The following is a 24,956-nucleotide window of genomic DNA, read 5'->3' as shown; positions in this document are numbered from 1 at the left end:
AATTAAATCACAAAATGATGAAAAATATAGTATTAAGTTTTCTGTTAATCTTTGCACTGACTTTTACAGCGTGTGAAGAGTACTTAGATGTACAGCCCGGATCAGGTTTTACTCAGGCAGAAGTTTTTAAATCAGAAAAAGACATACAGTCTGCTGTTGCAGGAGTTTATACCCTGATGCTTGCAGAAGATGCCTATTCCAACCGTGTTGCTTTTGTTTTTAATACCAATACCGATGTTGAAATGGCTGGTGTTGGAACCAATACAGTAAACGGAAACGGTTCTGATATTGCCTGTTATGATCCAAAACCCTATTGGACAACTTTAAACTCAACCTGGAGCGCCATGTACAAAATTATCAATATGGCGAATGATGTTATTGAAGGAATTGAAAGCTCGGATTTATACAAAACAGATCCAAAAACGCAACCTTCTAATGTAATGCAGATGTACGGTGAAGTTAAAACTATTCGTGCGATGGTTTATTTGGATATGATTCGTATCTGGGGAGATGTTGTTTTTAGAACTAAATCTTCAACAGGAGATGAGAATTTTGCTGTGGGAGTTACCGACAGAAATACCATTTTAGAATTCCTTATTGACGATTTAAAATCAGTTGAACCTTTAATGAAAAATGCCAGCGAATTAGATTATGGCGTAGAACGTGCTTCAAGAAGTTTCAATCAGGGATTAATTGGTTTATTGGCTCTAACTCGCGGTGGATGGACACTTCGCCCGGACGAAAATAATCCAGCGAACATCGGCAACATGGAAAGAGGAAAAAACTATGAGCAATATTATGACATTGCTATTCAATATTTAGATAAAGTAATTCAGGGCAAACAACACGATTTGAAATTAGGTTTCAGAGAATTCTGGATCAAACAAAACAATTGGGAAACTCCGGTTAATGATGATGTGATGTTCTCTATCGCCATGTTGAAAAACTCTTCTGGTGAATACGGTTATTTTGCAGGAATTCCTATTGCGTCTGGAAATCATCCTTATGGATCAGCTTCTGGAAATCTAAGTTTATGCGGTGAATATCTTTTTTCATTTGATAATAAAGATTTAAGGAGAGATGTTACTTGTGCTCCTTATGGTTACGATTTAAATTTAAATCAGGAAATGCGTTTGGGCATAGCTCGTTTGGCTGTTGGAAAATGGTCTAAACTATACATGACCAGTCCTTTAGGAGGTACTAGTGAAAAAGGAACTGGAGTAAATTATTCCTGGATGCGTTTTGCAGATGTATTATTAATGTATGCTGAAGCTGTAAACGAACGTTTTGGTCCACGCGAAGATGCCAAAGAATGTCTAAGACGTGTAAGAAGGAGAGCTTTCGCACAAGCCGATTGGGGAGCTAAAGTAGATAATTATGTAAACGCTCAATCTTCGCCAGAATTATTCTTTAAAGCAATTATGGACGAACGTAAATGGGAGTTTGGAGGAGAAAGCAAACGTAAATTCGATTTAGCACGCTGGAATAAATACAGTGAAGTGGTTTACAACCAATATTACAAATTATTCAACTGGGGACGTGTAGCAAACGGAGCGTATGTTCCGGGAATCGATCAGGTTCCGGGCAATGTCTACTATAAATTGGTTACGGATCCTGCTAACTCAAGCAGAAAAATTCTGGATATACAGGGAATTAATCAAATTCTGACGGCAAATCCGGCTGGTTATACTGTGCATCCGTTCGCGATAAGCTGGTATTCCTTAAATAATGATACGGCGAGTTACGAACCGATAAACGAAATCAAATGGAGTTTTAGAGGATTTATAAATTATAATAACTCGTCATCGGTTTCACCAAATAATCCGTTACGTTATTTATGTCCTTATCCATCAAAGGTGATTACAGATCATCGCGGAGCCATTCAAAATTATTATGGTTTTAATTTTTAATTGAATCAATCATGAAAAATTCAAAAAAACTAATTTATATTTTATCCCTTATCGGATTAATTGTTTTTGGAGAAATACTTAAGTCCTGCGACAATGACGAATTTCGCTATAAACCTGTGGAAGATTTATTTCAGCCAAAATTTGTTCTTACAGCACCTTTGGTAAAAAGCAACTCCATTGCTGTGGTTTGGTACAAAGTAAACGACGCGGCCTCTTATACAATAGAATTGCATTTGGACAACTATTACAAAAGTTTGTACAAATCATATACCACAACAGACACACAGATTTTAATGGATGATATTCCGTATAAAACCCAGTTTTATATCAGAGTACGATCAAATCATGTAAACGGAGCACACAATTCACAATGGGCTTATACAAACGCCCTGACAGAAGATCGTCCGCCATTTGATCCTATTTTAAATGCTGTAGAAAGAGTCAATATTACCGAAACTGATGTTACAGTAACCTGGGCAGTTTCTTCTAAAAATCCTGTAGACAGTATTTCGGTACAGCCGGCACAGTCATTAGAACTTCCTGCTATCGGACGAAAATTAACTGCGGATGAAATATCTAAAGGAGAAGCAACAGTTACCGGTTTAGAAAAGAATACTTTATATAACTTAAACATTTTCGATAATATTAAGCCTAGACGTTATGATAAACCATACAATCAGGTTTCTTTCCGTTCTGCAGGGCCTTCAGCTTCTACTATTATTGTAGCAAAAGGAATGGATCTAGATGCTTTATTGAGAACCAATAATGACGATCCAACTATTCCGGAAGGAACAGAATATTTCCTTGAAGCAGGTTCCTTGTTTAAAATTACTCCGTTTACTATCTCAAAAGGATTTAAACTGACTGGAGGAACGCAGGGAGAACGCCCTCAGATTGAAATGAACGGAAACTGGAATATTGCCGAAGGTTCTTATTTGTCTTCTCTTGCTTTTGAGAATATCCGTTTCTATCAAACTATCGATGCGAGTTATTTCTTTAACAGTGGAACAGCCTGGAAAATTGATGAGATTACTTTCTATAACTGTGTTTTCAATTACTTTAAACGTGGTTTCTGGAGACATCAGGGGAATGGTAAATACAAAGAAATCGGAAACTTTGATATGAGTTATTGCACATTCGATCAGGTTGGAGGACATACAGGGCCTTACGGAACATTTGCCTTTGGTTCTGCCGGAGCTGATAATGTGAAAAAAGCGGTTTTCTCAAACTGTACGTTTATGAGAGATTATTATCAGACAACAGATCAAAACCGAAACTTTAAAAACCTTTGGGATTACGGTACATCGGCTTATCCAATTCATTTGGAATATCAAAATATTACGATTTACGATTACGCTTATAACAGAGCATTAATTAATATTCCGTCTGCTGTCGGATCTACGTTGATCTTCAAAAATGTATTGTTAGCTTCTGCCTGCGGTAAAGTGATTCAGGCGATTGGAGCCAATACAACTTCTACATACGGTAATAATTATACAACAACAAATTATCTATTAGGAGCTTCTGCTATACAGGGAACCGAATTAGGAGTCAGCGCACAGAATTTATTTGTCGATCCGGCAAATGGAAATCTGATGATTAAAGATTCTAATTCTCCAATTGTGACCAATAGAGTAGGAGATACAAGATGGTTACCATAAATTTTGTTAATTAAGTTAAGTGGTTTCAGTACTCAGGAAGTATCCTTGTGGTTGGGGATACTTCTATGTACTGATTTTTTGCCTCGGGAACAAAAGTTGTGCGGATTATGATTGGTTTAGAGTAGAAGAAAATTAAAGAATTATGACACATAAAATAAAATATTGCCTTCTCGTTTTGTTGGTTCATCTGGTTTCGTTTGGTCAATCCCAAATAACACCGATTGAATGGGCTAAGAAAATGGCAGATTCTGATCAAAAAAGAGTTCCAAATCCGGTTTATCTGGATGGCGTGAAATTTCCAAAATGGAATTATACCAATGGTTTGGTAACGCTTGCCAATCAGCAGTTATATGATTATACCAAAGAACAGAAATATTGGGATTACGGACTTTCGTATGCCGAACAGCTTATTGATAAAGACGGAAAAATTGGCGGAGGTTACGAACTCGATAAATACAGTTTGGATTTAATCAATTCAGGCAAAATACTTTTTGAGATTTATACTAAAACCAAAGACGAGCGCTATAAAATAGCAATGGACATGCTTCACAAACAGTTCGAAGGACATCCAAGAAATTCAGATGGTGGTTATTGGCACAAGAAAAGTTATCCGTGGCAAATGTGGCTTGACGGTGTTTATATGGCAGATCCTTTTTCGGCACAATATGGTTCAGTTTTTAATGATCCGAAAGCGATTGATGATGCCATTTTGCAGGCAGAATTAATTCAGAAACATACTTATGAACCTAAAACAGGTTTAAACTTTCATGGTTATGATGAAAAGAAAGTTCAGTTTTGGGCGAATAAAAAAACAGGAACTTCTTCGCATGTTTGGGGACGTGCGCAAGGTTGGTACTGTATGGCATTGGTCGATATTTTAGATTTTGTTCCTGAGAATCATCCAAAACGAAAAGACTTAATAAAAATTCTGCAAAAAGTTTATGGAGCTGTTCTAAAAGCTCAGGATAAGAAAACAGGAGTTTGGTGGCAGGTTATGGATCAGCCAGGAAGAACTGGAAATTATCTGGAATCAACCTGTTCTGCCATGTTTGTGTATGCTTTCGCAAAAGCGTATAACAAAGGGTATGTAGGAGAAAAATTTCTGAAGTCGGCTAGAATTGGTTTTAACGGAATTCAGAAAGAGTTCATCAAAGAAAACCCTGACGGAACTATTTCTATAACGAAATGCTGTGCCGTAGCCGGATTAGGCGGAAAAAATCCTAAAGACCGTGACGGCTCATTTGAATATTATATTTCGGAACCCATCAGAGATGATGATGCAAAAGCAGTTGGCCCTTTCATTATGGCAGGTATCGAATTGCAAAAAGTTTTAGACAAAAAATAATGTTTCCCAAAACAAATTGGTTATGATAAAAATTAAAAAAACGGCACTTATCGGAATGGCATTATGTACTCTGTTTTCCTGTACGAATAGTAAAGTGACATCGGTTAAAACAAGTTCAGAAAACAGACAAAATCTGGCATCTTTAAAAATTCCTTTTAAAATGCCCGAAATTCAAATTCCGACTTTTAAAAATGATACTTTAAATATTGTTGATTTTGGCGCAGTTCCAAATACTGAAGCATTGTGTACCAAAGCCATTAACGATGCAATCAGCAAATGTTCTGAATCTGGAGGAGGCGTTGTTTTAATTCCGGCTGGTTTATGGACAACAGGGCCAATAAAAATGAAAAGTAATGTAAATCTCCATACGCAAAATGGCGCTTTTATTTCTTTTACAAGCGATTTAAAACAATACAAACTGATTGAATCTTATTTTGAAGGCAGTAAAGTCATTAGTTGTGAATCGCCGATTATGGGAATCGATTTAGAAAATATAGCCATTACAGGCGAAGGAATTTTTGATGGAAACGGCGCTAAATGGAGACCGGTTAAAATTGGAAAAATGACTGCCGGACAATGGGATGAACTGGTAAAATCGGGTGGTGTTTTATCCAAAGACGGTAAAATCTGGTATCCGTCAAAAGGAGCTTATTTGGGGAATGAAGAAAAAGATAAACTGCCTAAAAAACAGACAGTAGAAAATATGGAGCCTTATAAAGAAGCACTTCGTCCGGTTATGGTCAATTTTGTAAATTGTAAAAAACTGCTTTTAGACGGCGTTACGTTTCAAAATTCTCCTGCATGGAATGTCAATCCGTTAATGTGCGAACATCTTACTTTACGCAACTTAACGATTAGAAATCCGTGGTATTCTCAGAATGGCGATGGATTGGATTTAGAATCCTGCCGAATCGGATCGGTAACCAATTGCCGTTTTGATGTTGGAGACGATGCAATTTGCATTAAATCAGGAAAAGACAAAGAAGGCAGAGACCGTGGAAAACCAACTGAATTCTTCGTCATTACCGATTGTGTAGTGTATCACGCACACGGCGGTTTTACGATTGGAAGTGAAATGTCGGGAGGAGTTAAAAATATTTATGCCAAAAACCTAACGTTTAACGGAACAGACTGCGGACTTCGTTTTAAATCTGTTCGAGGACGTGGCGGAGTTGTTGAAAATATTTGGATGGAAGATATCCGAATGAACAATATTCCAACAGATGCCATCAATTTCAACTTGTATTATTTCGGAAAATCACTGACAGAGGATAAAGAGACAGGAGAAGTAGCAGTGGCAAAAGAACCAGTTTCTGAAGAAACGCCTGCATTTAAGAATATGTACTTCAAAAACATTTATGTAAACGGAGCCTCTCAGGCAATGAAAATTATGGGAATTCCGGAAATGCCTGTTGCAAATATTCAGTTCGAGAATATGATTATTCGCGCAGATGTTGGTATTCAAATGAATTATACCAGTAAAATCGACTTTAAAGGTTTGGATTTAAGACTAGATAAACCTGGAATTGCTGTGAGTTTTTCAAACAGTCAAAACGTAAATATTGAAGGCTTTAAATCAACAGGCGAAAACCAAATGTTCTGGGTTGGTGGAACTGCCACAAAAGACATCACATTAAATAGCGAAGGCAAGAAAATGGTATGGGATAAAGACGTAAAAGTCTTAGAAGCGGTTAAAAATGAAGTGAAAATTAATTAAGCTGAATAATCTTAAACAAATAGAAACATAGACTTTTAGTGCAATAAAGAATGCAAGAGAGAAACATATTTCTTTCACATAGCCAACTATGTGCATTTAAATAAGTGAAACGCCTTTTTCAAGGTTGCAAAATCTATGTTTCTATGTGTTTTAAATATTTTCAAAAGAGTAATAATCAAGAATAGCAAAATGATGATTTTAAACTTTTTAGCGACGGTAGTTTTCTTTGTCAATTTTTCTTTAAATGGAAATTCTAACGAAATTCAGTATAAAGAAAAGACAGACGATGTAAAATCTAAATATGATATTGTCGTAGATGTCAATGGAACTGGAAATTTCAAAACCGTTCAGGAAGCATTTAATTCAGTTCCTTCATTGAAAACAACTGAAACCAAAATCTTCGTAAAAAACGGCATTTACAAAGAAAAGTTAGAATTGCCTTTAGATAAAAACAACATTACTATAATTGGAGAAAGCAAAGAAAAAGTAATTCTGACTTATGATGATTATGCTTCCAAGTCAAATGGAGCAGGCGGGACAATTGGAACTTCCGGTTCAGCTAGTTTTGTTATTACCGGAAATGATTTTAAAGCCCAGAATATCACTTTTGAAAATGCATCAGGGCCAGTTGGACAAGCCGTTGCAGTTCGAATTGATGGAGATCGAGTGATTTTTGATAACTGTAAATTCTTAGGTTTTCAGGATACTTTATATCCAAGAGAAAGTAACAGCAGACAATACTATAAGAATTGTTATATCGAAGGAACAACCGATTTTATTTTCGGAGGTTCGACAGTGATATTTGATCAATGCGAAATCTTCGCTAAAAAAGGAGGTTCTTATATCACGGCCGCAAACACACCAGAATCAAACCCATACGGATTTGTATTTCTAAACTGTAAGCTAACAACGAATTCGGGAGATAGTTCTTATTTCTTAGGAAGACCCTGGAGAAATTATGCCCGAACGGTATTTATAAAATGCGAAATGGGTTCACACATAAAACCTTTGGGTTGGCATAATTGGGGAAAACATGAAGCTGAGAAAACAGCTTTTTATGCCGAATATCAATCCACAGGAAAAGGAGCAAATACAGAAGCGAGAGTAAGCTGGTCGCATCAGCTTTCATCGGAACAATTCAAAAAGGATTATGCAATAAAAGCGATTTTTAAAGATTGGAAACCGAATTGAGTTTTTTACCATTAAGAGATTAAGGTAATTAAGTTTTAACACAAAGCTTAATTTTCTTCTTACCATTAAGAAATTAAGTTAATTAAGGTTTAGCACAAAGCTTAGCTTGACTCTCTAAATATCTTAATGGTACAACAACTAGAGTGCTTAATTTTCTTCTTACCATTAAGAGATTAAGCCAGTTAAGGTTTAACACAAAGCTTAGCTTAACTCTCTTAATATCTTAATGGTAAAAAAAAGCGTAACGATATTTAATTAATAGAAATGATAATAATTCAAAACAGAAAATTAAAAGCAGTATTTATTGGGGTTTTCATCTTATTGTTTCAAAAGATGGATGCACAGTATTTGAAGGGAATTACTCAAGTCAGAGATACTTCCTTCAATAATAAAAGTGCTTTCAAAAAGACATTAAAATATTTCCCAAATACCGCTTTGGTTCCCGAAATGCATTTTGATTTTGTGGAGCAGAAAAATAATATTGTGTATCAGAGTTACGGAAAACGTAAAATGAAACTTGATGTTTTTTTCAATAAAAATAAAAAAGAAAAACAAACAGCGATTATCATTATTCATGGTGGCGGATGGCGTTCGGGCAGTAAAGAACAGCATCATCAAATGGCGCAGAAACTGGCCAGTTTAGGCTACGTCTGTTTTACACCGGAATACCGACTTTCGACAGAAGCTCTTTTTCCTGCGGGAGTTTATGACATAAAAGCTTCAATTCGTTGGGTAAGGGAAAATGCTTCGAAATACAATGTTGATCCTAACAGAATTGTTTCTTTAGGATTTTCAGCTGGAGGAGAATTAGCCGTTTTTATGGGCGTAACAGGAAATATGCCTTTATTTGAAGGAATGACAACCAATTCAGATTCGAAATCTCAGATCAATGCCATAGTGGATATTGACGGCACATTATCGTTTGTACATCCAGAAAGTAGTGAAGGCAATGATGAAAAAAACATTTCGGCAGGAACCTATTGGTTTGGATATTCCAGAAAAGAAAATCCGAAACTTTGGGAAACGGCTTCTCCTTTGAGTTATGCAGGTAAAGCAACTCCGCCCACATTATTCATCAATAGTTCAATTCCAAGAATGCATGCAGGACGAGACGATTTCAGAAAGATTTTGACTGAAAACGGAATCTATTCAGAAGTGCATGAGTTTGAAAATTCTCCCCATTCATTCTGTCTTTTCAATCCTTGGTTTGATCCGACTATTCAATACATCGATACATTTTTAACGAAAGTTTTTAAATAAAATAATTATGAAATCAAGATTCATTATTTCCATTCTCTGTATGACTTTAGCCTTTGCTATTATGTCTTTTATAAAACCAAAATCGAGAACCACAGTTTACTTAATTGGCGATTCGACCGTGGCTGATTATGCCAACAATTACGAAGAAGGAAAAGATTATATGAAAACCCGTTATCCTGTTACAGGCTGGGGACAAGTGTTTCAGCAGTTTTTGGTAAAAGACAGTCTAAAGAAAATCGATAAACTAATTAAAACCGATAGCGCTTTTGTAGATGACAGGGCAAGAGGCGGTAGAAGCACGCGTACATTTTTCCAGGAAGGAAGATGGCGTTCGGTTTATGAAAATCTTAAAAAAGGGGATTTAGTTCTAATGCAATTCGGTCATAACGATGGCGCTGAAGACAAAACAGAACGATACGTAAACATAGAAGGCTATAAAGAATTTCTAAGACTTTTTATAGAACAGACCAGAGCGAAAGGAGCTAAACCAATCCTGTTAACTCCGGTTGCCAGAAACTTTCCATGGAAGGAAGGAAAACTTCAAAATGTTCATGGTTTATATCCTGACGCGGTAAAAGAAATAGCCAAAGAACTAAACGTACCGCTAATTGATTTAAACCAAAAATCAATGGATTTTTTTACTAAGAAAGGTCAGCCTTATGTAAGTGAAAACTATTTTATGAATTTCCCAGCCGGCTTGTATGAAGCTTATCCGAACGGACAGAAAGACAATACGCATTTTCAGACTAAAGGCGCTGTAGAAGTAGCCAGATTAGTTTTTGAAGGAATGAAAGAATTAAATTAAAAACACACTTTGCGCAAATTGGAACACAGATGAAACAGATTCGTTATAACGAAAACACGGATTTACACTGATCTTTTAAATATTTTATAAATCCGTTTTTGTCAGCGTTTTTGCGATAGCAAATCCGTTTCATCCGCGTCAAAATATAGTTACAGCTTACATTTTAAAATTTTTATAAAACCGTCAAAAGAGTGTGAAGATAAAAAGTCCTTTTGACAACTATTTACTAACTAAAACCAACTTTAAACCAAATGAAAAAACAATTTATTCACTTATTCCTCATACTGTTTACAGTGATGGGGTACTCTCAGACCATTGAGAGAATGGAAGCCGAAAAATTCAATCAGGCTTCGGGAGCCAGAGCCGAAACAAATGCTTCTCTTTCGGGAGGAGGAAATGTCGGGTATATTAAAAACAATACCTGGATTAAATTCAACGGCATTAATTTTACCGAATTTGTAACTCGCTTTGATATCGCCGCCGCGGGAGCAACGGGTGGAACTATCGAATTGAGATTAGGTTCAGATACAGGAACTTTAATTGGAACGGCAACTGTTTCAGGAAGTACAAGTTTTACAGATTATAAGAAGTTTTCTGTGGCAATTCAGCCCACAACAGGAACTTATGATTTGGTATTTCTTTTTAAACATCCAACCAATACCGGATATTTATTTAATCTTGATTATTTCGAAAAAGTAACAGATAATCCAAACGCTGTAACGCATAAACTGACTACTAGTATTAGTCCGGCATCAGCAGGAACGATTACGCTGAATCCTGCGGGAACTACTTTTGTAAAAGGAACTGAAATTAAGCTGACAGCGAATAAAAACTTTGGTTATAACTTTAAACAATGGGTAGATGAAAAAGGCGCTATAGTTTCAACAGCAAATCCGTTAACTTATACGATAAATGCCGATGCGACTCTAATTGCGCAGTATGATGCTGTTTCAACTTATACTTTAACAGTAAATACAAACGGAGCTTTTGGTCTTGGAGATTATACTATTGCTCCTGCGGGTAAAGACGGTGCTTTTTCGGTTTATGAAAACGGTACAAATGTTACGATAACGGCAGTTGAAAATGATATTGTAAAGTTCAGTAATTGGTCGGATGGTTCTACGTCGTTAAATACTTCTGTAGTGATGAATCAAAACCAAACGGTTACCGGAACTTTTGCGAATCAGACTTTTATTGCGGGATGGACATTTAAAACCGATCAATATGCGAATCCACGAGTAGCCGAATTGTATTCTAAGATTGAAAACCGACCGCAGTTAATGGCGTATAATGTTGCCGATAATGTTTTGGCTCCAAACGTAAGACTTCAAAACAGAGGCGGAAAAAATGGTTTTTGTGTATGGAATACAGAAAGAGGGAATTTCTATTATTTTATGACGACACTTTCTACAGTAGGATATAAGAACATTAATGTTGCCTCTGGACTTCTTGGTTATTATTATGGAGCAGATGAATGGACTTTCCAATATTCATTAGACGGAGTAAATTTTGTGAATGTTTCGGCATTAACAACTATAAACACGAATACGATCACTTCTATCGGCGGAATTCTTCCTGCCGAAGCAGAAGGAAAAGAAAAGATCTATTTAAGATGGTTTCCTAACATTAATGGACCAAAACATGGATCTGGTGTTGATGTTACCGCAACAATTATTTCTAATTTGATGATTAAAGCCGATGAGGTTTTGGTTGTTGATACGAATGCACCTATTTTAGAATCTTCATTGCCTGCAGAATTGGCCAGTTCAGTTGGGGCAAATGGAAACATCATTTTGAATTATAATGAACAAGTTCAATTTGGTGCAGGACAAGCCGTTTTAAACGGAAAAAATCTGAATGCGGAGTTTATCAATAAAACGGTAAAATTCAGTTACTTCGGATTAGAATATAATAAACAATACACGTTTACTATTCCGGCAGGATTTGTAAAAGATCTTTCAGGAAACAACGGGCCTGCATTGACTCTTTCCTTTAAAACAATGGAAAAACCAGTTCCTGTTAAACGTAATTTTGATTTGATTGTTGATGCCAATGCAACGGATGAACAAATTGCTTCAAAAAAATATGTCAAAACGATAGCAGAGGCATTTAATTTGGCTCCAAACAATTCGGCTTCCAGATTTTTGGTTTTGATTACAAACGGAACTTATAATTTGGGTGGAGACGGAACAAATCCGCAGGATATTGTATTGAAACTTCCAGCAGGAAAGAACAATGTTTCTTTAATTGCGCAATCTAAGGATAAGGTAATTCTACAGGGAAATCCAGGCTGGGGAATCAAAAATGCGGTTCTTTCTATTGAAGCCAATGATTTGTACATGGAAAATGTAACGATCGAGCATAAAGATGGAATTACAACATCAGGTCAAAGACCAGCTCTTAATCCAGCCGGAGATCGAAATGTGTATAACGGAGTGCGTTTAAGAAGTAAGCAAGACACTCAAGTTACAGGAGGAAAAAGAAGTTTCTATTATAAATCAACAATTGAAGGCGATGTGGATTTCATCTGCGGAGGCGGAACACATTGGTTTGAAGAATGTAAACTGGTTTCGGTAGCTTCAGGTTATATCGTAGCGCCAAATCATGATGCAGCAACGCAATACGGTTATATTTTCAATAACAATACAATCACTGCAGCTACAAGTTATTATTTAGGTCGTCCTTGGCAGAATTCGCCTAGAGCGGTTTATTTAAACACTAAAATGATCAACGAACCAAATATATTAGGTTGGGCAAATATGGGAACGTATCCAGCACTTTTCGCAGAGTACAACAGCGTAAACGGAAACGGAGTTGCTGTTAACACCGATAACAGAACCAATACCTTTACTGTTGACGGCGTTGCCAAAACAGGAAATTACAATCCAGTTTTGACAAAAGCTCAGGCTGATGAATACACTATAGAAAATGTACTGAGTGGTACAGACAAATGGGATCCGCGTACCATAGTAGAACAAGTTACAAAACCTTCTAATCTTTTAGTATCTGACAAGAATACTTTAAAATGGGATGAAAATAAATATGCGATGTGTTATGTAATCAGCAAAGACGGTAAAATCTTAGCTATTACAACAGATGTACTTTATGCAGATACAGACACAAAAGCGGGAACTTATACTTACACCGTTCAGGCAGCAAATGAATATGGAGGATTGAGCGAAATCAGCAGTATCAGTATGACGATTAATGGCGGAGTTATGAAATCTTCTATTTCTTATTTAAATTCGATTGATGGAAAAGCTATAGCTGGACTAACTCCTGTAGAATATACAGAAGGAACGGCCCTAACTTTACCAGTGCCGACTTTAAACGGTTATACTTTCTACGGATGGTCAGCTTCTGCGACAGTTCCCAATACACTTAAAGAAATTGCCGCGACAACAACAGGAAATCAAACGGTATATGCTTACTGGGGAACGGCGGGGAATAATAAACCAGATGAAGTAATGCCTCCAGGCAGTTTCGATTACGATTTTACAGCAGCTGTAAATAAAAACTGGGATAATGCAGCCAACTTTAGTCCTGCCGAATTGCCTGCTGCAGGTAAGACCGTTTCTTGTACCAAAGAAATAGAAACGACAGCAACCGTTTTTCCAGCCGATATGACTTTTTTAAGTGCAGGAACACTTCGATTAAGAGGCGCTCATAAAGCCACAGGAAATTTAACGTTCAAAGACGGAACAAGAGTTTATTACAATACAAGCGGTGCAGGAATGACTTTAGAAGCACCAATGATTATTTCTGGAAATGTAAAATTTGAAATGATTTCAGGCATTGCCAATCAAACGATATTGACTTTAAGCGGGCCAATTTCAGGAAATGGAATAGTTTCTCCGCTTAATACAGGTCAAGGAGTAAATGCCAATACAGGAACTTTATTACTGAAAGGAGATAACAGCGAGTTTATTGGTACTTGGGATGTAACGCAGAAAAGCACCAAATTTCCAGCCTTAAATTATCCAACTGTAATTGAAGGAGCTTCGGCAAATGCTTTTGGTTCTGGAACGATAAAAATTGGTCAGGATAATTATGTCGTTTTTAGCCACGAAAGAGCTGCTGGTTCTAATTTAACTTTAAATATAATAGAGAACGGAAAAGCTTCTTTAAATACCGTTTTAAATGTACAAAAACTGACTATTAACGGAGTAGAATTTAAAGAAGGAACTTACGATAAAACTAGCCATCCAGCGTTCTTTACTGGAGAAGGAAAGATCGAAGTCAAGAAAGAAGCAACAGGCGGAGGAACTGAAACTGTTCCTGCATTCCCAGGCGCAGAAGGTTACGGAAAATATGTAACAGGAGGACGTGGCGGAAAAGTGATTTATGTTACCAATCTAAATGATTCTGGTACAGGTTCGCTTCGTGAAGCTATTGGTCAGGCTGGGCCAAGAATTGTTGTTTTTAAAGTATCGGGTAATATTGAACTGAAAAGCGAATTAAATGTTACCGATAATATCACAATTGCGGGACAAACAGCGCCGGGCGGTGGTATTACTTTAAAAGATTACAACGTTAAGGTAAGAGGAAATAATGTGATTCTGCGTTATTTACGTTTTAGAATGGGAGACACTAATGATGTGGAAAATGATGCCTTAGGCGGGCGTTTTCAAAAGAACATTATTGTAGATCACTGTTCGATGAGCTGGTCAACAGACGAATGTGTATCTTTTTATCAAAATGAAAATTTTACGCTGCAGTGGTGCATTATTTCTGAAAGTCTTAGAAACTCTGTTCATGCCAAAGGAGCGCACGGTTACGGAGGTGTTTGGGGAGGCAAAAATGCTTCATTCCACCATAATTTGTTAGCGCATCATGATAGTAGAAATCCAAGACTAGGAGAATATGCCAATGATATTTTTGCAAAAACCGATTTAGTTGATATTCGTAATAACGTAATCTATAACTGGGGAGGAAACAGCTGTTATGGCGGAGATGCCATGAATGTAAACTTGGTTAACAATTATTGGAAACCGGGTCCTGGAACTTCGAATTCTACCAAAGAACGTATTTTATCTACAGGAAGAAGTTTAGATACTACTTCGCCTTTATACGGAATTTGGGGTAAATATTTTGTGGATGGAAATTACGTGGTAGGTTCTGAAAGAGCTACGCAGGATAACTGGACGTATGGAGTGTATAGTCAGTTTCATGGAAGTCAGCTTCCTGTAAGCGATGCTGATAAAGCGGCCATCAAAATAAGTGCACCTCATGCACCGGGCGAAATAACAACACATAGTGCTACAAAAGCGTATCAATTGGTTCTGGATAATGCTGGAGCCAATCTTTTTAGAGATGCAGTTGACAAAAGAGCGGTAGATGACACTCGTTCTGGAACAGCAAGTATTATGAATGGAGGTAACGGAAGTACAAACGGTTATATTGATACACCATCGGCAACTGGAGGATGGCCGGTTCTGCCTACTGGCGAAGCTCCATTAGATACAGATGGAGATGGAATGCCAGATAAATGGGAAACGGAAAAAGGTTTAAATCCTGCAAGCGCGGCCGACGGAAATCTAAAAACAGTTGACGGTGTTTATACAAATATTGAAGTTTATATCAACAGTTTAGTCAATCACATTACAGCGGTTCAAAACGGAAGTTTGGATATTTATGTAAATCCGCAGAATTTTGTAGAGAAATACAACGCTGCAGAAGATGGTTCAAAGTTTATAATGGCAAGCGGTACTTATACTACAACTACAGCACTTGCGGTTAAAAATCATAAATACACTTTCGTTCCTGACGAAAATGCGAAACCCGTTTTTGCAGGTTCATTTTCATCTGATCAAGCAGAAATTTTTTCAGGAAGTTTCAGTTTTACAGGGGTTGATTTTGATTTAACGAATACTTATTCGAATGTATTTCAGTTTAAAAATGGTTCTGGAGTATCAGCTTTTGAAATAAAAAATGCTTCTATTAAAGGAATTAAACAAAGTTTATTCGTAACGGAAGGTGCGAGCGATCATCCAATTTCTAAAATAATTTTGGAGAATTGTATTATTGATGGAACGGCTTCAGAAAGCGCGAGTTTTATTCAACCCGATTCACATATTGTAAATACGATTTCGGTTAAAAATTCGACTGTTTTTAATTATAAAAAAGGAAATAGTTTTATTGCGCTGCAGAAAAAAGATGCTGTCAATGAAAGCTTAAATGTTACGATTGAAAATAATACTATTCATAATTCGGGAAGTCAAGATGGTTTTGTGTTTATCAACAATCAGTACAGCAATACTTCAACTTATACGTTTAAAAACAATATCATGCAGGACGAACGTGAGAATCCAAAAGCGATTTTAATGTTCAATTTGAATCATGCGAGTGGTGCAGGAAAAGCAGTTTTAGATAATAATCTTTTGGTTGGAGTAACTTCACAATCAGTTAAAGGAACAGTTACGGTTACTGAAACTAATATTAAAACAATTAATAGTTTAGGATTATTATCACTGTCATTTCCAAATCCTGTTTCGGGAGATTTTAGTTTCTCTAAAAATTCTCCTTTAGCAAAAGCTTCATTGGAAGGCGGAGTACTTGGAGATCCAAGATGGTTAAAAGCAGATGCTAAGTTTTCAGTAATTAATTATGTGAATTCGATAGACGGAAAAGCCATTACATTATCTCCATCTGAATTTATGGAAGAAGCGGTAACCAATTTACCAACACCAAAATTGGAAGGGTATACTTTCTTTGGTTGGTCAGCTTCTACAACTACACCAGGATTGCTCAAAACCATTCCGGCAACAGCAACAGGAAATCAAACGTTTTATGCTTTTTGGGGAGAAGGAGGAAACAATAAACCAGATCCAAAACCTGCTGTGAAATCGGGAGTTGCCTACATGAATTCAATCGATGGTAAAGCTATCTCTGGATTAACTCCTGTTGAATATACAGAAGGTACTGTACTGACTTTACCAGTTCCAACTTTAAAGGATTATACTTTCTTCGGATGGTCAACTTCTGCAACAACACCAAATTCGATTAAAGAAATTGCAATTACAGCAACAGGTAATCAAACCTTTTATGCTTTTTGGGGAGTTGACGGGAATAACAAAAAAGATGAGGTAATTCCGCCGACATTCTATAGTATTTCTTATTTGAATCTGCCATCTGGAGCCGTTAATCCAAACAAAACAAGTGTACAAACAGGAACAGCTTTTGTTTTAGAAGAAGCACAAGCTACAGGATACCGATTCTTGGGTTGGTATGCTGATGCTTTATACGGAAAAGAAGTAACAGGTTTCGGTACTACTCAAAAGGAAAATGCAACGGTTTACGGACGCTGGAAAAAGCTGGGAGAGTTTTTAGTTTTCCCAACTGTTGCTAGTGGTAAGATTACTTTAAGATCGAGCACAGAATTCGATCGTTTGGTAATTTTCAGTATGAATGGACTTTTGGTTAAACAAATAGATGTGATTGGTTTAGAGACTGACATCTCAATTTCTGATTTAGCTTCTGGAAGTTACTTTATCAAAAGTTTAAAAACAGGAGAAACGGCTAGAATTATAGTTAAATAAGTTTATAGAATCATGGGATGGAAGTTTTCGATTTTCATCCCTGATTTAGAACACAAATTCATCAGTATAAAAAATAAATCATTATAGATATGAATAATAGTATTAAATTAATAATGCTGGTTTTCATTACTTTATTATCATCTTGTTCAAGTGATAATGAAAGTGATCAGGATACGAATGCAAACAAAGGTTATCTGAAAATTGGAAGCCAAACGGTAGAATTATCGCAGGGATATCTTGAAAATTACGGGGTAAGGGGAAATGCTTATAACATAGATTTTTCGTTACGATCAAAAGCCATTTCGGATAAGGAAGATGGAGCAGTAGCGTACTTTGAATTGTTTTCTTCATTAAAGAATAATTTAGCAAAAGGCGATTATATTTTTGGAGGATATTCTGAAGCAACGGCTTATACTTTTACAAAATGGGGGCAATCATTATTAGGGAAAAACATCAATGCAGAAAAAGGCGGGATGTCGGTAACCAATGGTGTCAGTATAAAACCAACCAGCGGTACTTTTAAAGTTAGTGAAAACGGAGATAATTATAAAGTCAGTTTTATAGGAAAAGGGACTGCGAGTTACTACAAAGACGGAGTATTAAGTTCGACCCAGAATGACGTGAGTTTTGTAATGCAGTACAAAGGAAATGTTAGTCGTTCCGAAGCAAAGAATTTTACAGCTAAAAAATCTAATTCTCTGTTAAGGGTAGAAAAAGATCACGCAGTAATTTTTAATTGATTTTTAGAATATTTTTTTGGAGAAAAAAAGGCTGTCGAAAGACAGCCTTTTTTAATGTTCCATAGGAACATCTCATTGGTAGAAAATTTGTTGTCGTCGTCGTTTTATGTTCCGTCGGAACATTTGATTTTTGATGCCATTTTTAACAATCTACAATATCAAACGTTCCTACGGAACGTAAATAAATGATGGGCTAATTTTTCTACCAATGAGACATTCCTACGGAATGACAGCTTGATGTAAAAATGAAATACGAAATGTTTTTATAAAAAACTCATTGTTGTATTTTACTATAATCAATTAAAAAGGAAGATTATATTTTCCATACAAAGCTTTATTTTCAATACTTTTTGCAAATAGCGGTGTTTCTTCATGATTATGGGCATCAGAAGCTTCTTGTCTGGCTTTTGCTGCTTCCGCTAATGAAATGCCACGCTCTTTAATAAATTCAAGAAATTCGGGTGTTGCAGTGGCATGAATAGTATTGGTGAACATAGAAGTCTGATCATCGATTTTTTCAGCTCTCAATTCCCAAAGTACTTGTACTTTAGATCTTCCGCTTGCGGTAATAGTATCAGAGACAGAAAGCATTCTGCAATATTCTGGACGATATTGATCAAAAATATAATGTTGTACTACAAGAGCAGTTCCCACATATTCTACGTTGATTGACATTGGAACACCTTCAAAATTAGAAGTAATTCCGGCCGCAATGTGATTTACAGAACAACGTTGGTATTCTGCATCAGGCAGATTTAAAAGCCAGTCTGCAATATTAATTTTTTCAATTGGCACATTCATTACAGCTGAAACCGTTGTGGCTGATAATGCATTTTCTGAAGTTTGTATAATTTCCATGATTTTATGTTTTTTAATTATTTAAGTCAAAGTTCCGTAATAGAATTCAATCGTGGAAATGATATTTTTAGATGAAATCAATCGAAAATTTCGATTATAAAATTGTACTTTTAGAAAAAATAATAAAGTATGGAACTTCGTCAGTTAAAATATTTCGTCCGAGCAGCAGAACTTTTAAATTTCACTCAGGCAGCAGAAGATTTATTCATTACACAAAGCACTTTATCACATCAGATTAAAGAACTTGAAAATTCGCTGGATACACTTCTGTTTGACAGAATAGCCAAACGTGTCCGACTGACGGAAGCTGGAGAAGTTATGCTTCAATATGCCAGAAAAACGATTCAACAGGCAGAAGAAAGCAGACAGGTTTTACTCGATTTAAACAATATGAAATCTGGGAAAATAATTATTGGTTCGACTTACGGATTGCAAGAACTATTAATGGAATCGATTGTGGAGTACAACGAAAAATATCCTGATATAGAAATTCAGATTATATATGGTTCTACGACCGATTTGCTTCAAAAAATCCTGGATTATGAAATAGACTGCATGCTTTCGTTTATGCCGGAATCTGGACATAATGAACTTATGATAAATAAACTCTTTTCGGCTCATCTTTCCTTAATTGTTCATCAATCTCATTCTTGGGCTAAACTGAAAAAAGTAGCGCTTGAAAAAGTTACAGCATTACCTCTGGCACTTCCTTCACAGAGTTACAGCATTAGAAACTTGTTGGATAAATTACTTGATGACAAAGGAATTCAGCTTCATACAAAAATGGAAATTAACGATATTCATAGTTTGCTTCAGTTAGCGAATACCAATAAATGGTCAACTATTTTGATGCATACTTCTTTATTTGATTTTAAAGAATTAAAAGCAATTCCGTTAGAAGGAAAAAATACAGTCCGAGAAGCCACTTTAGCAATTTCAAAAGGAATTTATCATAAAAAATCGCTAGTGCTTTTTCAGGAAATTTTATTGAAAAAGAGTGAAGTTTACAGAAATGAGTAAAATTAAAAAACACTGAATTTGTACCTTTGCCCTCATAAATCCTCATTTGGATAAAGAAAGTAAATGACAATACAAGATTTAGTTGGCCAATATTCCATTTCTGGAAGCAATCAGGACGAGAGTAACGAAATAACCTATAAAGGTATTTTGACTTTAAATCTGGATAAGAATAACCGAATTGTGGCGCATTGGCTCATCAATAATTCACAAGTTCAAAAAGGACATGGTTTCTTTAAAGACAATATTTTGGTTATCAATTTCAGTTATAAAGGAGATGACAATAAAACGTACAAAGGAGTTGCAGTTTATCGTTGTATTACAAAAGATGTTCTTGACGGATTTTGGTCTGAAAAACATGGAAACCCACTTTATCTTGGAGCCGAACATTGTTTAAGAATAGAAAGTTCAGAGCAATTGAATTAAAGTTACTTTTTTTAAACACATAGAAACATAGTTTTTAGGAGCCTTAAATAGGCGTTTCACTTTCATAAATGCACATAGTTTTGTGAGTTATATACTTTGTCAAAGTTCATTCCGAATCTTACGCCAAGCTATGGGTTTATTTTTTTGCCACAAATTTCACAAATTTCCGCGAATTAAAAATTTGTGAAAATTTCTGAAATTGCTTCGCCTGTTCGCTATCGCTCGGGTTGTGGCTTTTTAAAACATAATGCTATGTGTTTTATTAAAAGTGAAACGACTTTTCTTAGCGTAAAGAAAATCTATGTTTCTATGTGTTTAATTTTTTTATAATTATTCAACAATTGGGTTTAATGCTTTTTTATTTCTTCTGTTATAAATTATAATAAAGCCCACCCAGATAATCAATAAAGTTACGATTAGCGTCAATTCCGTATCATGCAAACCATTGCGGAAGAAATTATTTAGAGAATGCACTCCGGCAACTGCTAATAAAGAACCTGTAGAAGAGTATACTTTTCCAATTCCCCAGCTTCCAAAGAAAATGATGCCTAAGAAAACCATGTTGCTTGGAGTAGTTTCGAAGTTTAAATGCCATGCAAACCAAAGAACAGCAATAATTAAGATAGAAGTAAATTTAGGAAGTGATTTTAATTGTTCCTGCAAAAATCCTCGCCATCCAATTTCTTCTAATAGTCCGTAAACTAAAACCGTAAACATTAATAGAATTGGGAATTTACCCATAACGAAATAATAAGTTCCTGCAATTAAAAATGCTGGCAATAGCCAATAAACAGCTAATGGAACTAAAGCATTTTTGTAAATTCCTTTTAAAGACATTGGATTTTCAAGAGAGAATATTTTTATCGCTGCCAAGGCACCCAAAGCAGGGCCAACACCACGAAGAAGAATTACGAAATATGGATTTTCAATTCCAGATAATAAATTAGTTTTTACTGCTGCATATCTGCAGATTACTGCGATTACATAATAAACTATAATAGCGCCAAAGTTGATTTTAGTTTTCATAAGTTATTTTCGTTTGATTTAGTGAAGCAAACTTAGCGAGCTCAAATGAAAATAAAATTGACTTTGGGTAAGAAATCATTTTTCCATAACTCTTTTTCGAATTCGGCTTAAACTTTCTGCCGTTAATCCGAGATAAGAAGCAATGATTTTCAAAGGAGTTCTCTGGAATATTTCCGGACGGCCTTCTATAAGTTTTAAATAACGTTCTTGAGGAGAAAGCGTTAAAAGATTAATTTGCTCCTGCTGTTTGCGTACATAAAGCATTTCAGAAATTGCTTTTCCAATTCGTAAACCTGTTTCAGATCTTTGATACAATTCGTTTAAATCAGAATGAGAAATAGACCATAAAGTCAATTCTTCCAAAGCTTCTGTTTTGATAACAGTAGGCTGTTGATTTAAGAAAGACATATAATCACTGATGAAACTTTTTTCATAAAGAAGATTAATGCAGATATCTCTTTTCCCATCCCAAACAAATAATCCTGCCGATCCTTTTATAACAATGTTGAGATATCTTTCTACAGCATTGTAATCTTTTATGATTTCTGATTTTTCAAATTCCCGTACTTTAATTTTCTCCGAGAATCCTTTCCAGATAGTCATATCTGCGGTAAAATAGGTTTCAAAAATGTTCTTTACATCTTCAGGGGAAGGACTTTGTGGCATGTTGTTTACTATCAGTTGAAGAAGGCAATATAAGTTTTATCTTTCAAAATAAAAACAACTGTATTAACTTGAGAATTAATTTTTTTAAACACATAGAAACATAGAATTTTTTATAAAACTTGATAAAAGAGTTTAGAAAGAAACTAGTTTCTAACACATAGCTTTGTATAAACGGTGAGGCAACTTTGTCAAAGTTCAAAACTTTGACAAAGTTTAATGCACAAGAGACTATGTGTTTTATTATAAGTGAAATGCCTTTTTTCGCGCAAAGAAAATCTATGTTTCTATGTGTTTAAAAAAATTATACTCGAAGTTTACTTCAAACAAGGCAATTGTAAAACATTAGCATTCAATGGCTGTTCCACTTTTCGTTCCAGTTTTTCATTATTTACTGTAATATAAATTTCCATAGAACCTGTTCCGACTTTCAGTGCCAAAATATGACCGCCGTAAGCATCAAATTTATCATCTGTTGCTACGCCATGCATATGAATTGAAGGTTTTTCGCTGCTCCAGGCTATAGAACCAGTAATGCTTCCCATTTCAACCTTATTGAAAGTTTTTGGATGAAATTTCTTTTGACTGAAATCATAAAAACCAAATGTAGCGTCCTGCGCAAAACCAATTCCGGTAAAATTAGCAGAAGGAATATTTTGTTCTTTCGCCAGATTTTCAATCAAAGCTAACACATTATCGCCTTCGCGAAGAACCATCAAATAGCCATTTGGAGTTTTAGTATAACGGCATTTTTCTTTATCGTTTTGCTGAGCATGAGATAAATTAAAAGTCAGTAAAAGTAAAAATGCAATAAAGATTTTAGAGGTTTGAGTATTCATAAGAATTTATATTAGAATTGTATTTGAGAATAAAAAAAAGATTTTAAACACATAGAAACATAGATTTTCATTGTCTTTTAAGATTATAGAAAGAAACTAGTTTCTAACACATAGTGCGATGTGTTTATTTTTTTGCCACAAATTTCACAAATTTCCGCGAATTAAAAATTTGTAAAAATTTGTGAAATTGCTTCGCCTGTTCGCTATTGCTCGGGTTGTGGCTTTTTAAAACATAACGCTATGTGTTTTATTAAAAGTGAAATGCCTTTATAGACAATGAAAATCTATGTTTCTATGTGTTTAAATTTATTGGTATTGATTTGATTATTTATATAATGAAGAATCAAACAACAGAATTTGGTTGTAATTCATTATCATATTTTTCAGGATCGGATGCTGCATATTCATTTTCAGGTTCTGGAATAACATGAATTTTAGAATCGCTAATCGAAATAACAGCCGAACATACATAAATACCGACTTTTCCTTCGTTGTATTTAAAATCTAATAAAGTCAGTTTTACAATTTCATTAATCGATAGTTCGTAGTAATTTCCATAACGGATAATCTTAAAAGAAATCTGCTTTTCTTCACTAATTTCAAACTGATTAGTCTGAATATTTTCAAAGATAAAATTATTCTTCACATCCTTTTCATTAAATCCCCAAGCTCTGAATTGAACAAAACCATTCATAAAATCGATTGAAATATAATAACCTGTTCCTTCTTTATCACATTCAATAACAAAACCTGTTTTTCCCATTCCTTCAACAGAAAAAGTGCCTTCCCAGACAAAATCGTTGGAAGGTTTTTCGAAGCCGTAAATTTCATAACCACTTCGGCATCCAAATCGCCATTTGTTTTCATTTTCCTGAACAAATTCAGCAGAAGGATTTCCCAGAATAGGCATGGGCTGTGGTAAATCTTTTTGAAGAATAGTTTTTTTATAGAGTTTTTCCCAGTAATAATAAGTCTTTAACAAAAGGCGACCGCTTTTATCTATATCCAATTCTTTTGGAGGCGGAATAACGCGGTGTGTATTGACATTTCCATCAGCAAAATAAAAGTTATAGACCAAATAATGTTTTCCGTCTTTAACAACTCTTGCCGCATAATTTCCCTGTGGCATCAAGACATTATTATGAAAGGCAGAATATTCTCCTCTAAATTCTGCAGAAGACCAGTAACGAACTTTTATATCTTCGCGAATGGAGCCTAGTAAATAATGATTTCCTTTAATTTCAAAAACACAAGGACATTCCACATCATCATATACATACGGAATATGAAGCGGTTTCTGTAAAACATAACCTTCTGGTTCTCTTTTGGCAATTCCGATACAGCCGCGTCTATAGGTTGGACCCGAAGCACTTCTGGCACAAATTAATAAATAATCTTCTCCTTTGTATTGGTATTTAAACGGATCTCGAAAACTAATCCATTCCCTCGGATTATTATTTTTGCTTTCATAATGTGGTGCTTCGCTTTTAAAAGGAAGTCCGTACAAATTCTCTTTTTTCCAGGTTAATAAATCGGCAGAAATGGCTCTTCCCACTTTTTGTTCAATTCCCTTATCCTGACGTTTTAGGCCAGTGTAATACATTTCATAACCGTCTCCTTCCGATCTTTTACTGAGGTGCATCGTCCAAAGCATATCGTCGTCCCATTCTCCTGGATCGCCAACAAACAAAGCGTTTTTGACACGTTTCCAAGAAAGACCATCTTTAGATATCGCATGAGCAATATAATCGTGGTTTGGAATAATTAAGTGAAACAAATGATGAATTCCTTTTTCATCTATAAATACATCAACATCTCCGATTTCCCAGTTGCTAAATCCTGAACCTGAATACATTTTATTATTTTTTTAATCTGTTACTATTTTTTTATTTTTTTTAAACACATAGAGACATAGTTATACTTTGTCTTGAAAGGCATTTCATTTCTAATAAAAAACATA

At 35.4% G+C, this 24,956-nt stretch carries 16 protein-coding genes; 11 read left to right on the top strand and 5 right to left on the bottom strand.

From position 1 onward, the window contains the following. Positions 1-17 precede the first annotated feature (17 nt). The 9 genes from P2W65_RS18775 (at position 18) to P2W65_RS18735 (ending at position 18,167) form a co-directional block, all read left to right on the top strand. Positions 18-1,910 (top strand): RagB/SusD family nutrient uptake outer membrane protein, encoded by a 1,893-nt coding sequence (locus P2W65_RS18775; protein ID WP_289659966.1) that lies wholly within the window; start codon positions 18-20, stop codon positions 1,908-1,910. A gap of 11 nt (positions 1,911-1,921) precedes the next feature. After that, complete coding sequence (locus P2W65_RS18770) at positions 1,922-3,571, top strand: DUF5123 domain-containing protein (protein WP_289659965.1); 1,650 nt, start codon at positions 1,922-1,924, stop codon at positions 3,569-3,571. 142 nt (positions 3,572-3,713) lie between these two features. After that, positions 3,714-4,916, top strand: coding sequence for a glycoside hydrolase family 88/105 protein (locus tag P2W65_RS18765; RefSeq protein WP_289659964.1), 1,203 nt, complete (start codon positions 3,714-3,716; stop codon positions 4,914-4,916). A 22-nt stretch (positions 4,917-4,938) separates the two neighbouring features. Continuing rightward, the gene (locus P2W65_RS18760) at positions 4,939-6,633 is read left to right on the top strand and encodes a glycoside hydrolase family 28 protein (RefSeq protein ID WP_289659963.1); all 1,695 of its coding nucleotides are present in this window, start codon (positions 4,939-4,941) and stop codon (positions 6,631-6,633) included. Positions 6,634-6,822: 189 nt separating this feature from the next. After that, on the top strand, positions 6,823-7,824 hold the full coding sequence (locus P2W65_RS18755; RefSeq protein WP_289659962.1) for a pectinesterase family protein: 1,002 nt from the start codon (positions 6,823-6,825) through the stop codon (positions 7,822-7,824). A 264-nt stretch (positions 7,825-8,088) separates the two neighbouring features. Next, complete coding sequence (locus P2W65_RS18750; RefSeq protein WP_289659961.1) at positions 8,089-9,084, top strand: alpha/beta hydrolase; 996 nt, start codon at positions 8,089-8,091, stop codon at positions 9,082-9,084. 7 nt (positions 9,085-9,091) lie between these two features. Then, positions 9,092-9,889 (top strand): rhamnogalacturonan acetylesterase, encoded by a 798-nt coding sequence (locus P2W65_RS18745; protein WP_289659960.1) that lies wholly within the window; start codon positions 9,092-9,094, stop codon positions 9,887-9,889. Positions 9,890-10,140: 251 nt separating this feature from the next. Continuing rightward, entirely contained in the window at positions 10,141-17,427 is a 7,287-nt protein-coding gene (locus P2W65_RS18740; RefSeq protein WP_289659959.1) for a pectinesterase family protein, read from the top strand. A gap of 89 nt (positions 17,428-17,516) precedes the next feature. Next, positions 17,517-18,167 carry a hypothetical protein gene (locus P2W65_RS18735; protein ID WP_289659958.1) on the top strand — a complete coding sequence of 217 codons (651 nt, stop codon included), beginning with the start codon at positions 17,517-17,519 and terminating at the stop codon, positions 18,165-18,167. Between the two features lie 300 nt (positions 18,168-18,467). On the opposite strand, the gene P2W65_RS18730 is transcribed toward P2W65_RS18735, so the two are convergent. Beyond that, on the bottom strand, positions 18,468-19,025 hold the full coding sequence (locus P2W65_RS18730) for a hypothetical protein (protein WP_289659957.1): 558 nt from the start codon (positions 19,023-19,025) through the stop codon (positions 18,468-18,470). Between the two features lie 129 nt (positions 19,026-19,154). On the opposite strand from P2W65_RS18730, the gene P2W65_RS18725 reads away from it, so the two are divergent. Continuing rightward, positions 19,155-20,045, top strand: coding sequence for a LysR family transcriptional regulator (locus P2W65_RS18725; protein WP_289659956.1), 891 nt, complete (start codon positions 19,155-19,157; stop codon positions 20,043-20,045). Between the two features lie 63 nt (positions 20,046-20,108). Then, entirely contained in the window at positions 20,109-20,468 is a 360-nt protein-coding gene (locus tag P2W65_RS18720; RefSeq protein WP_289659955.1) for a hypothetical protein, read from the top strand. A gap of 330 nt (positions 20,469-20,798) precedes the next feature. On the opposite strand, the gene P2W65_RS18715 is transcribed toward P2W65_RS18720, so the two are convergent. From P2W65_RS18715 to P2W65_RS18700, 4 genes are all read right to left on the bottom strand, one after another. Beyond that, complete coding sequence (locus P2W65_RS18715) at positions 20,799-21,494, bottom strand: CPBP family intramembrane glutamic endopeptidase (protein ID WP_289659954.1); 696 nt, start codon at positions 21,492-21,494, stop codon at positions 20,799-20,801. 75 nt (positions 21,495-21,569) lie between these two features. Further along, positions 21,570-22,160 carry a Crp/Fnr family transcriptional regulator gene (locus P2W65_RS18710; RefSeq protein ID WP_289659952.1) on the bottom strand — a complete coding sequence of 197 codons (591 nt, stop codon included), beginning with the start codon at positions 22,158-22,160 and terminating at the stop codon, positions 21,570-21,572. Positions 22,161-22,474: 314 nt separating this feature from the next. Further along, a complete protein-coding gene (locus P2W65_RS18705; protein ID WP_289659950.1) occupies positions 22,475-22,996 on the bottom strand; it encodes a PPC domain-containing DNA-binding protein in 522 nt (173 codons plus the stop codon). A gap of 343 nt (positions 22,997-23,339) precedes the next feature. After that, on the bottom strand, positions 23,340-24,851 hold the full coding sequence (locus tag P2W65_RS18700; RefSeq protein WP_289659948.1) for a glycoside hydrolase family protein: 1,512 nt from the start codon (positions 24,849-24,851) through the stop codon (positions 23,340-23,342). Positions 24,852-24,956: the final 105 nt, after the last annotated feature.

Source organism: Flavobacterium panacagri, from assembly GCF_030378165.1.
In the GTDB taxonomy this organism is placed as follows: domain Bacteria; phylum Bacteroidota; class Bacteroidia; order Flavobacteriales; family Flavobacteriaceae; genus Flavobacterium; species Flavobacterium panacagri.
This window is presented reverse-complemented; position numbering and strand designations above follow the sequence as displayed.

What these genes read in the sequence shown, in the direction of transcription:
- P2W65_RS18775 (WP_289659966.1), top strand. Translation starts at nt 18, where the DNA reads ATGAAAAATATAGTATTAAGTTTTCTGTTAATCTTTGCACTGACTTTT.
- P2W65_RS18770 (WP_289659965.1), top strand. Translation starts at nt 1,922, where the DNA reads ATGAAAAATTCAAAAAAACTAATTTATATTTTATCCCTTATCGGATTA.
- P2W65_RS18765 (WP_289659964.1), top strand. Translation starts at nt 3,714, where the DNA reads ATGACACATAAAATAAAATATTGCCTTCTCGTTTTGTTGGTTCATCTG.
- P2W65_RS18760 (WP_289659963.1), top strand. Translation starts at nt 4,939, where the DNA reads ATGATAAAAATTAAAAAAACGGCACTTATCGGAATGGCATTATGTACT.
- P2W65_RS18755 (WP_289659962.1), top strand. Translation starts at nt 6,823, where the DNA reads ATGATGATTTTAAACTTTTTAGCGACGGTAGTTTTCTTTGTCAATTTT.
- P2W65_RS18750 (WP_289659961.1), top strand. Translation starts at nt 8,089, where the DNA reads ATGATAATAATTCAAAACAGAAAATTAAAAGCAGTATTTATTGGGGTT.
- P2W65_RS18745 (WP_289659960.1), top strand. Translation starts at nt 9,092, where the DNA reads ATGAAATCAAGATTCATTATTTCCATTCTCTGTATGACTTTAGCCTTT.
- P2W65_RS18740 (WP_289659959.1), top strand. Translation starts at nt 10,141, where the DNA reads ATGAAAAAACAATTTATTCACTTATTCCTCATACTGTTTACAGTGATG.
- P2W65_RS18735 (WP_289659958.1), top strand. Translation starts at nt 17,517, where the DNA reads ATGAATAATAGTATTAAATTAATAATGCTGGTTTTCATTACTTTATTA.
- P2W65_RS18730 (WP_289659957.1), bottom strand. Translation starts at nt 19,025, where the DNA reads ATGGAAATTATACAAACTTCAGAAAATGCATTATCAGCCACAACGGTT.
- P2W65_RS18725 (WP_289659956.1), top strand. Translation starts at nt 19,155, where the DNA reads ATGGAACTTCGTCAGTTAAAATATTTCGTCCGAGCAGCAGAACTTTTA.
- P2W65_RS18720 (WP_289659955.1), top strand. Translation starts at nt 20,109, where the DNA reads ATGACAATACAAGATTTAGTTGGCCAATATTCCATTTCTGGAAGCAAT.
- P2W65_RS18715 (WP_289659954.1), bottom strand. Translation starts at nt 21,494, where the DNA reads ATGAAAACTAAAATCAACTTTGGCGCTATTATAGTTTATTATGTAATC.
- P2W65_RS18710 (WP_289659952.1), bottom strand. Translation starts at nt 22,160, where the DNA reads ATGCCACAAAGTCCTTCCCCTGAAGATGTAAAGAACATTTTTGAAACC.
- P2W65_RS18705 (WP_289659950.1), bottom strand. Translation starts at nt 22,996, where the DNA reads ATGAATACTCAAACCTCTAAAATCTTTATTGCATTTTTACTTTTACTG.
- P2W65_RS18700 (WP_289659948.1), bottom strand. Translation starts at nt 24,851, where the DNA reads ATGTATTCAGGTTCAGGATTTAGCAACTGGGAAATCGGAGATGTTGAT.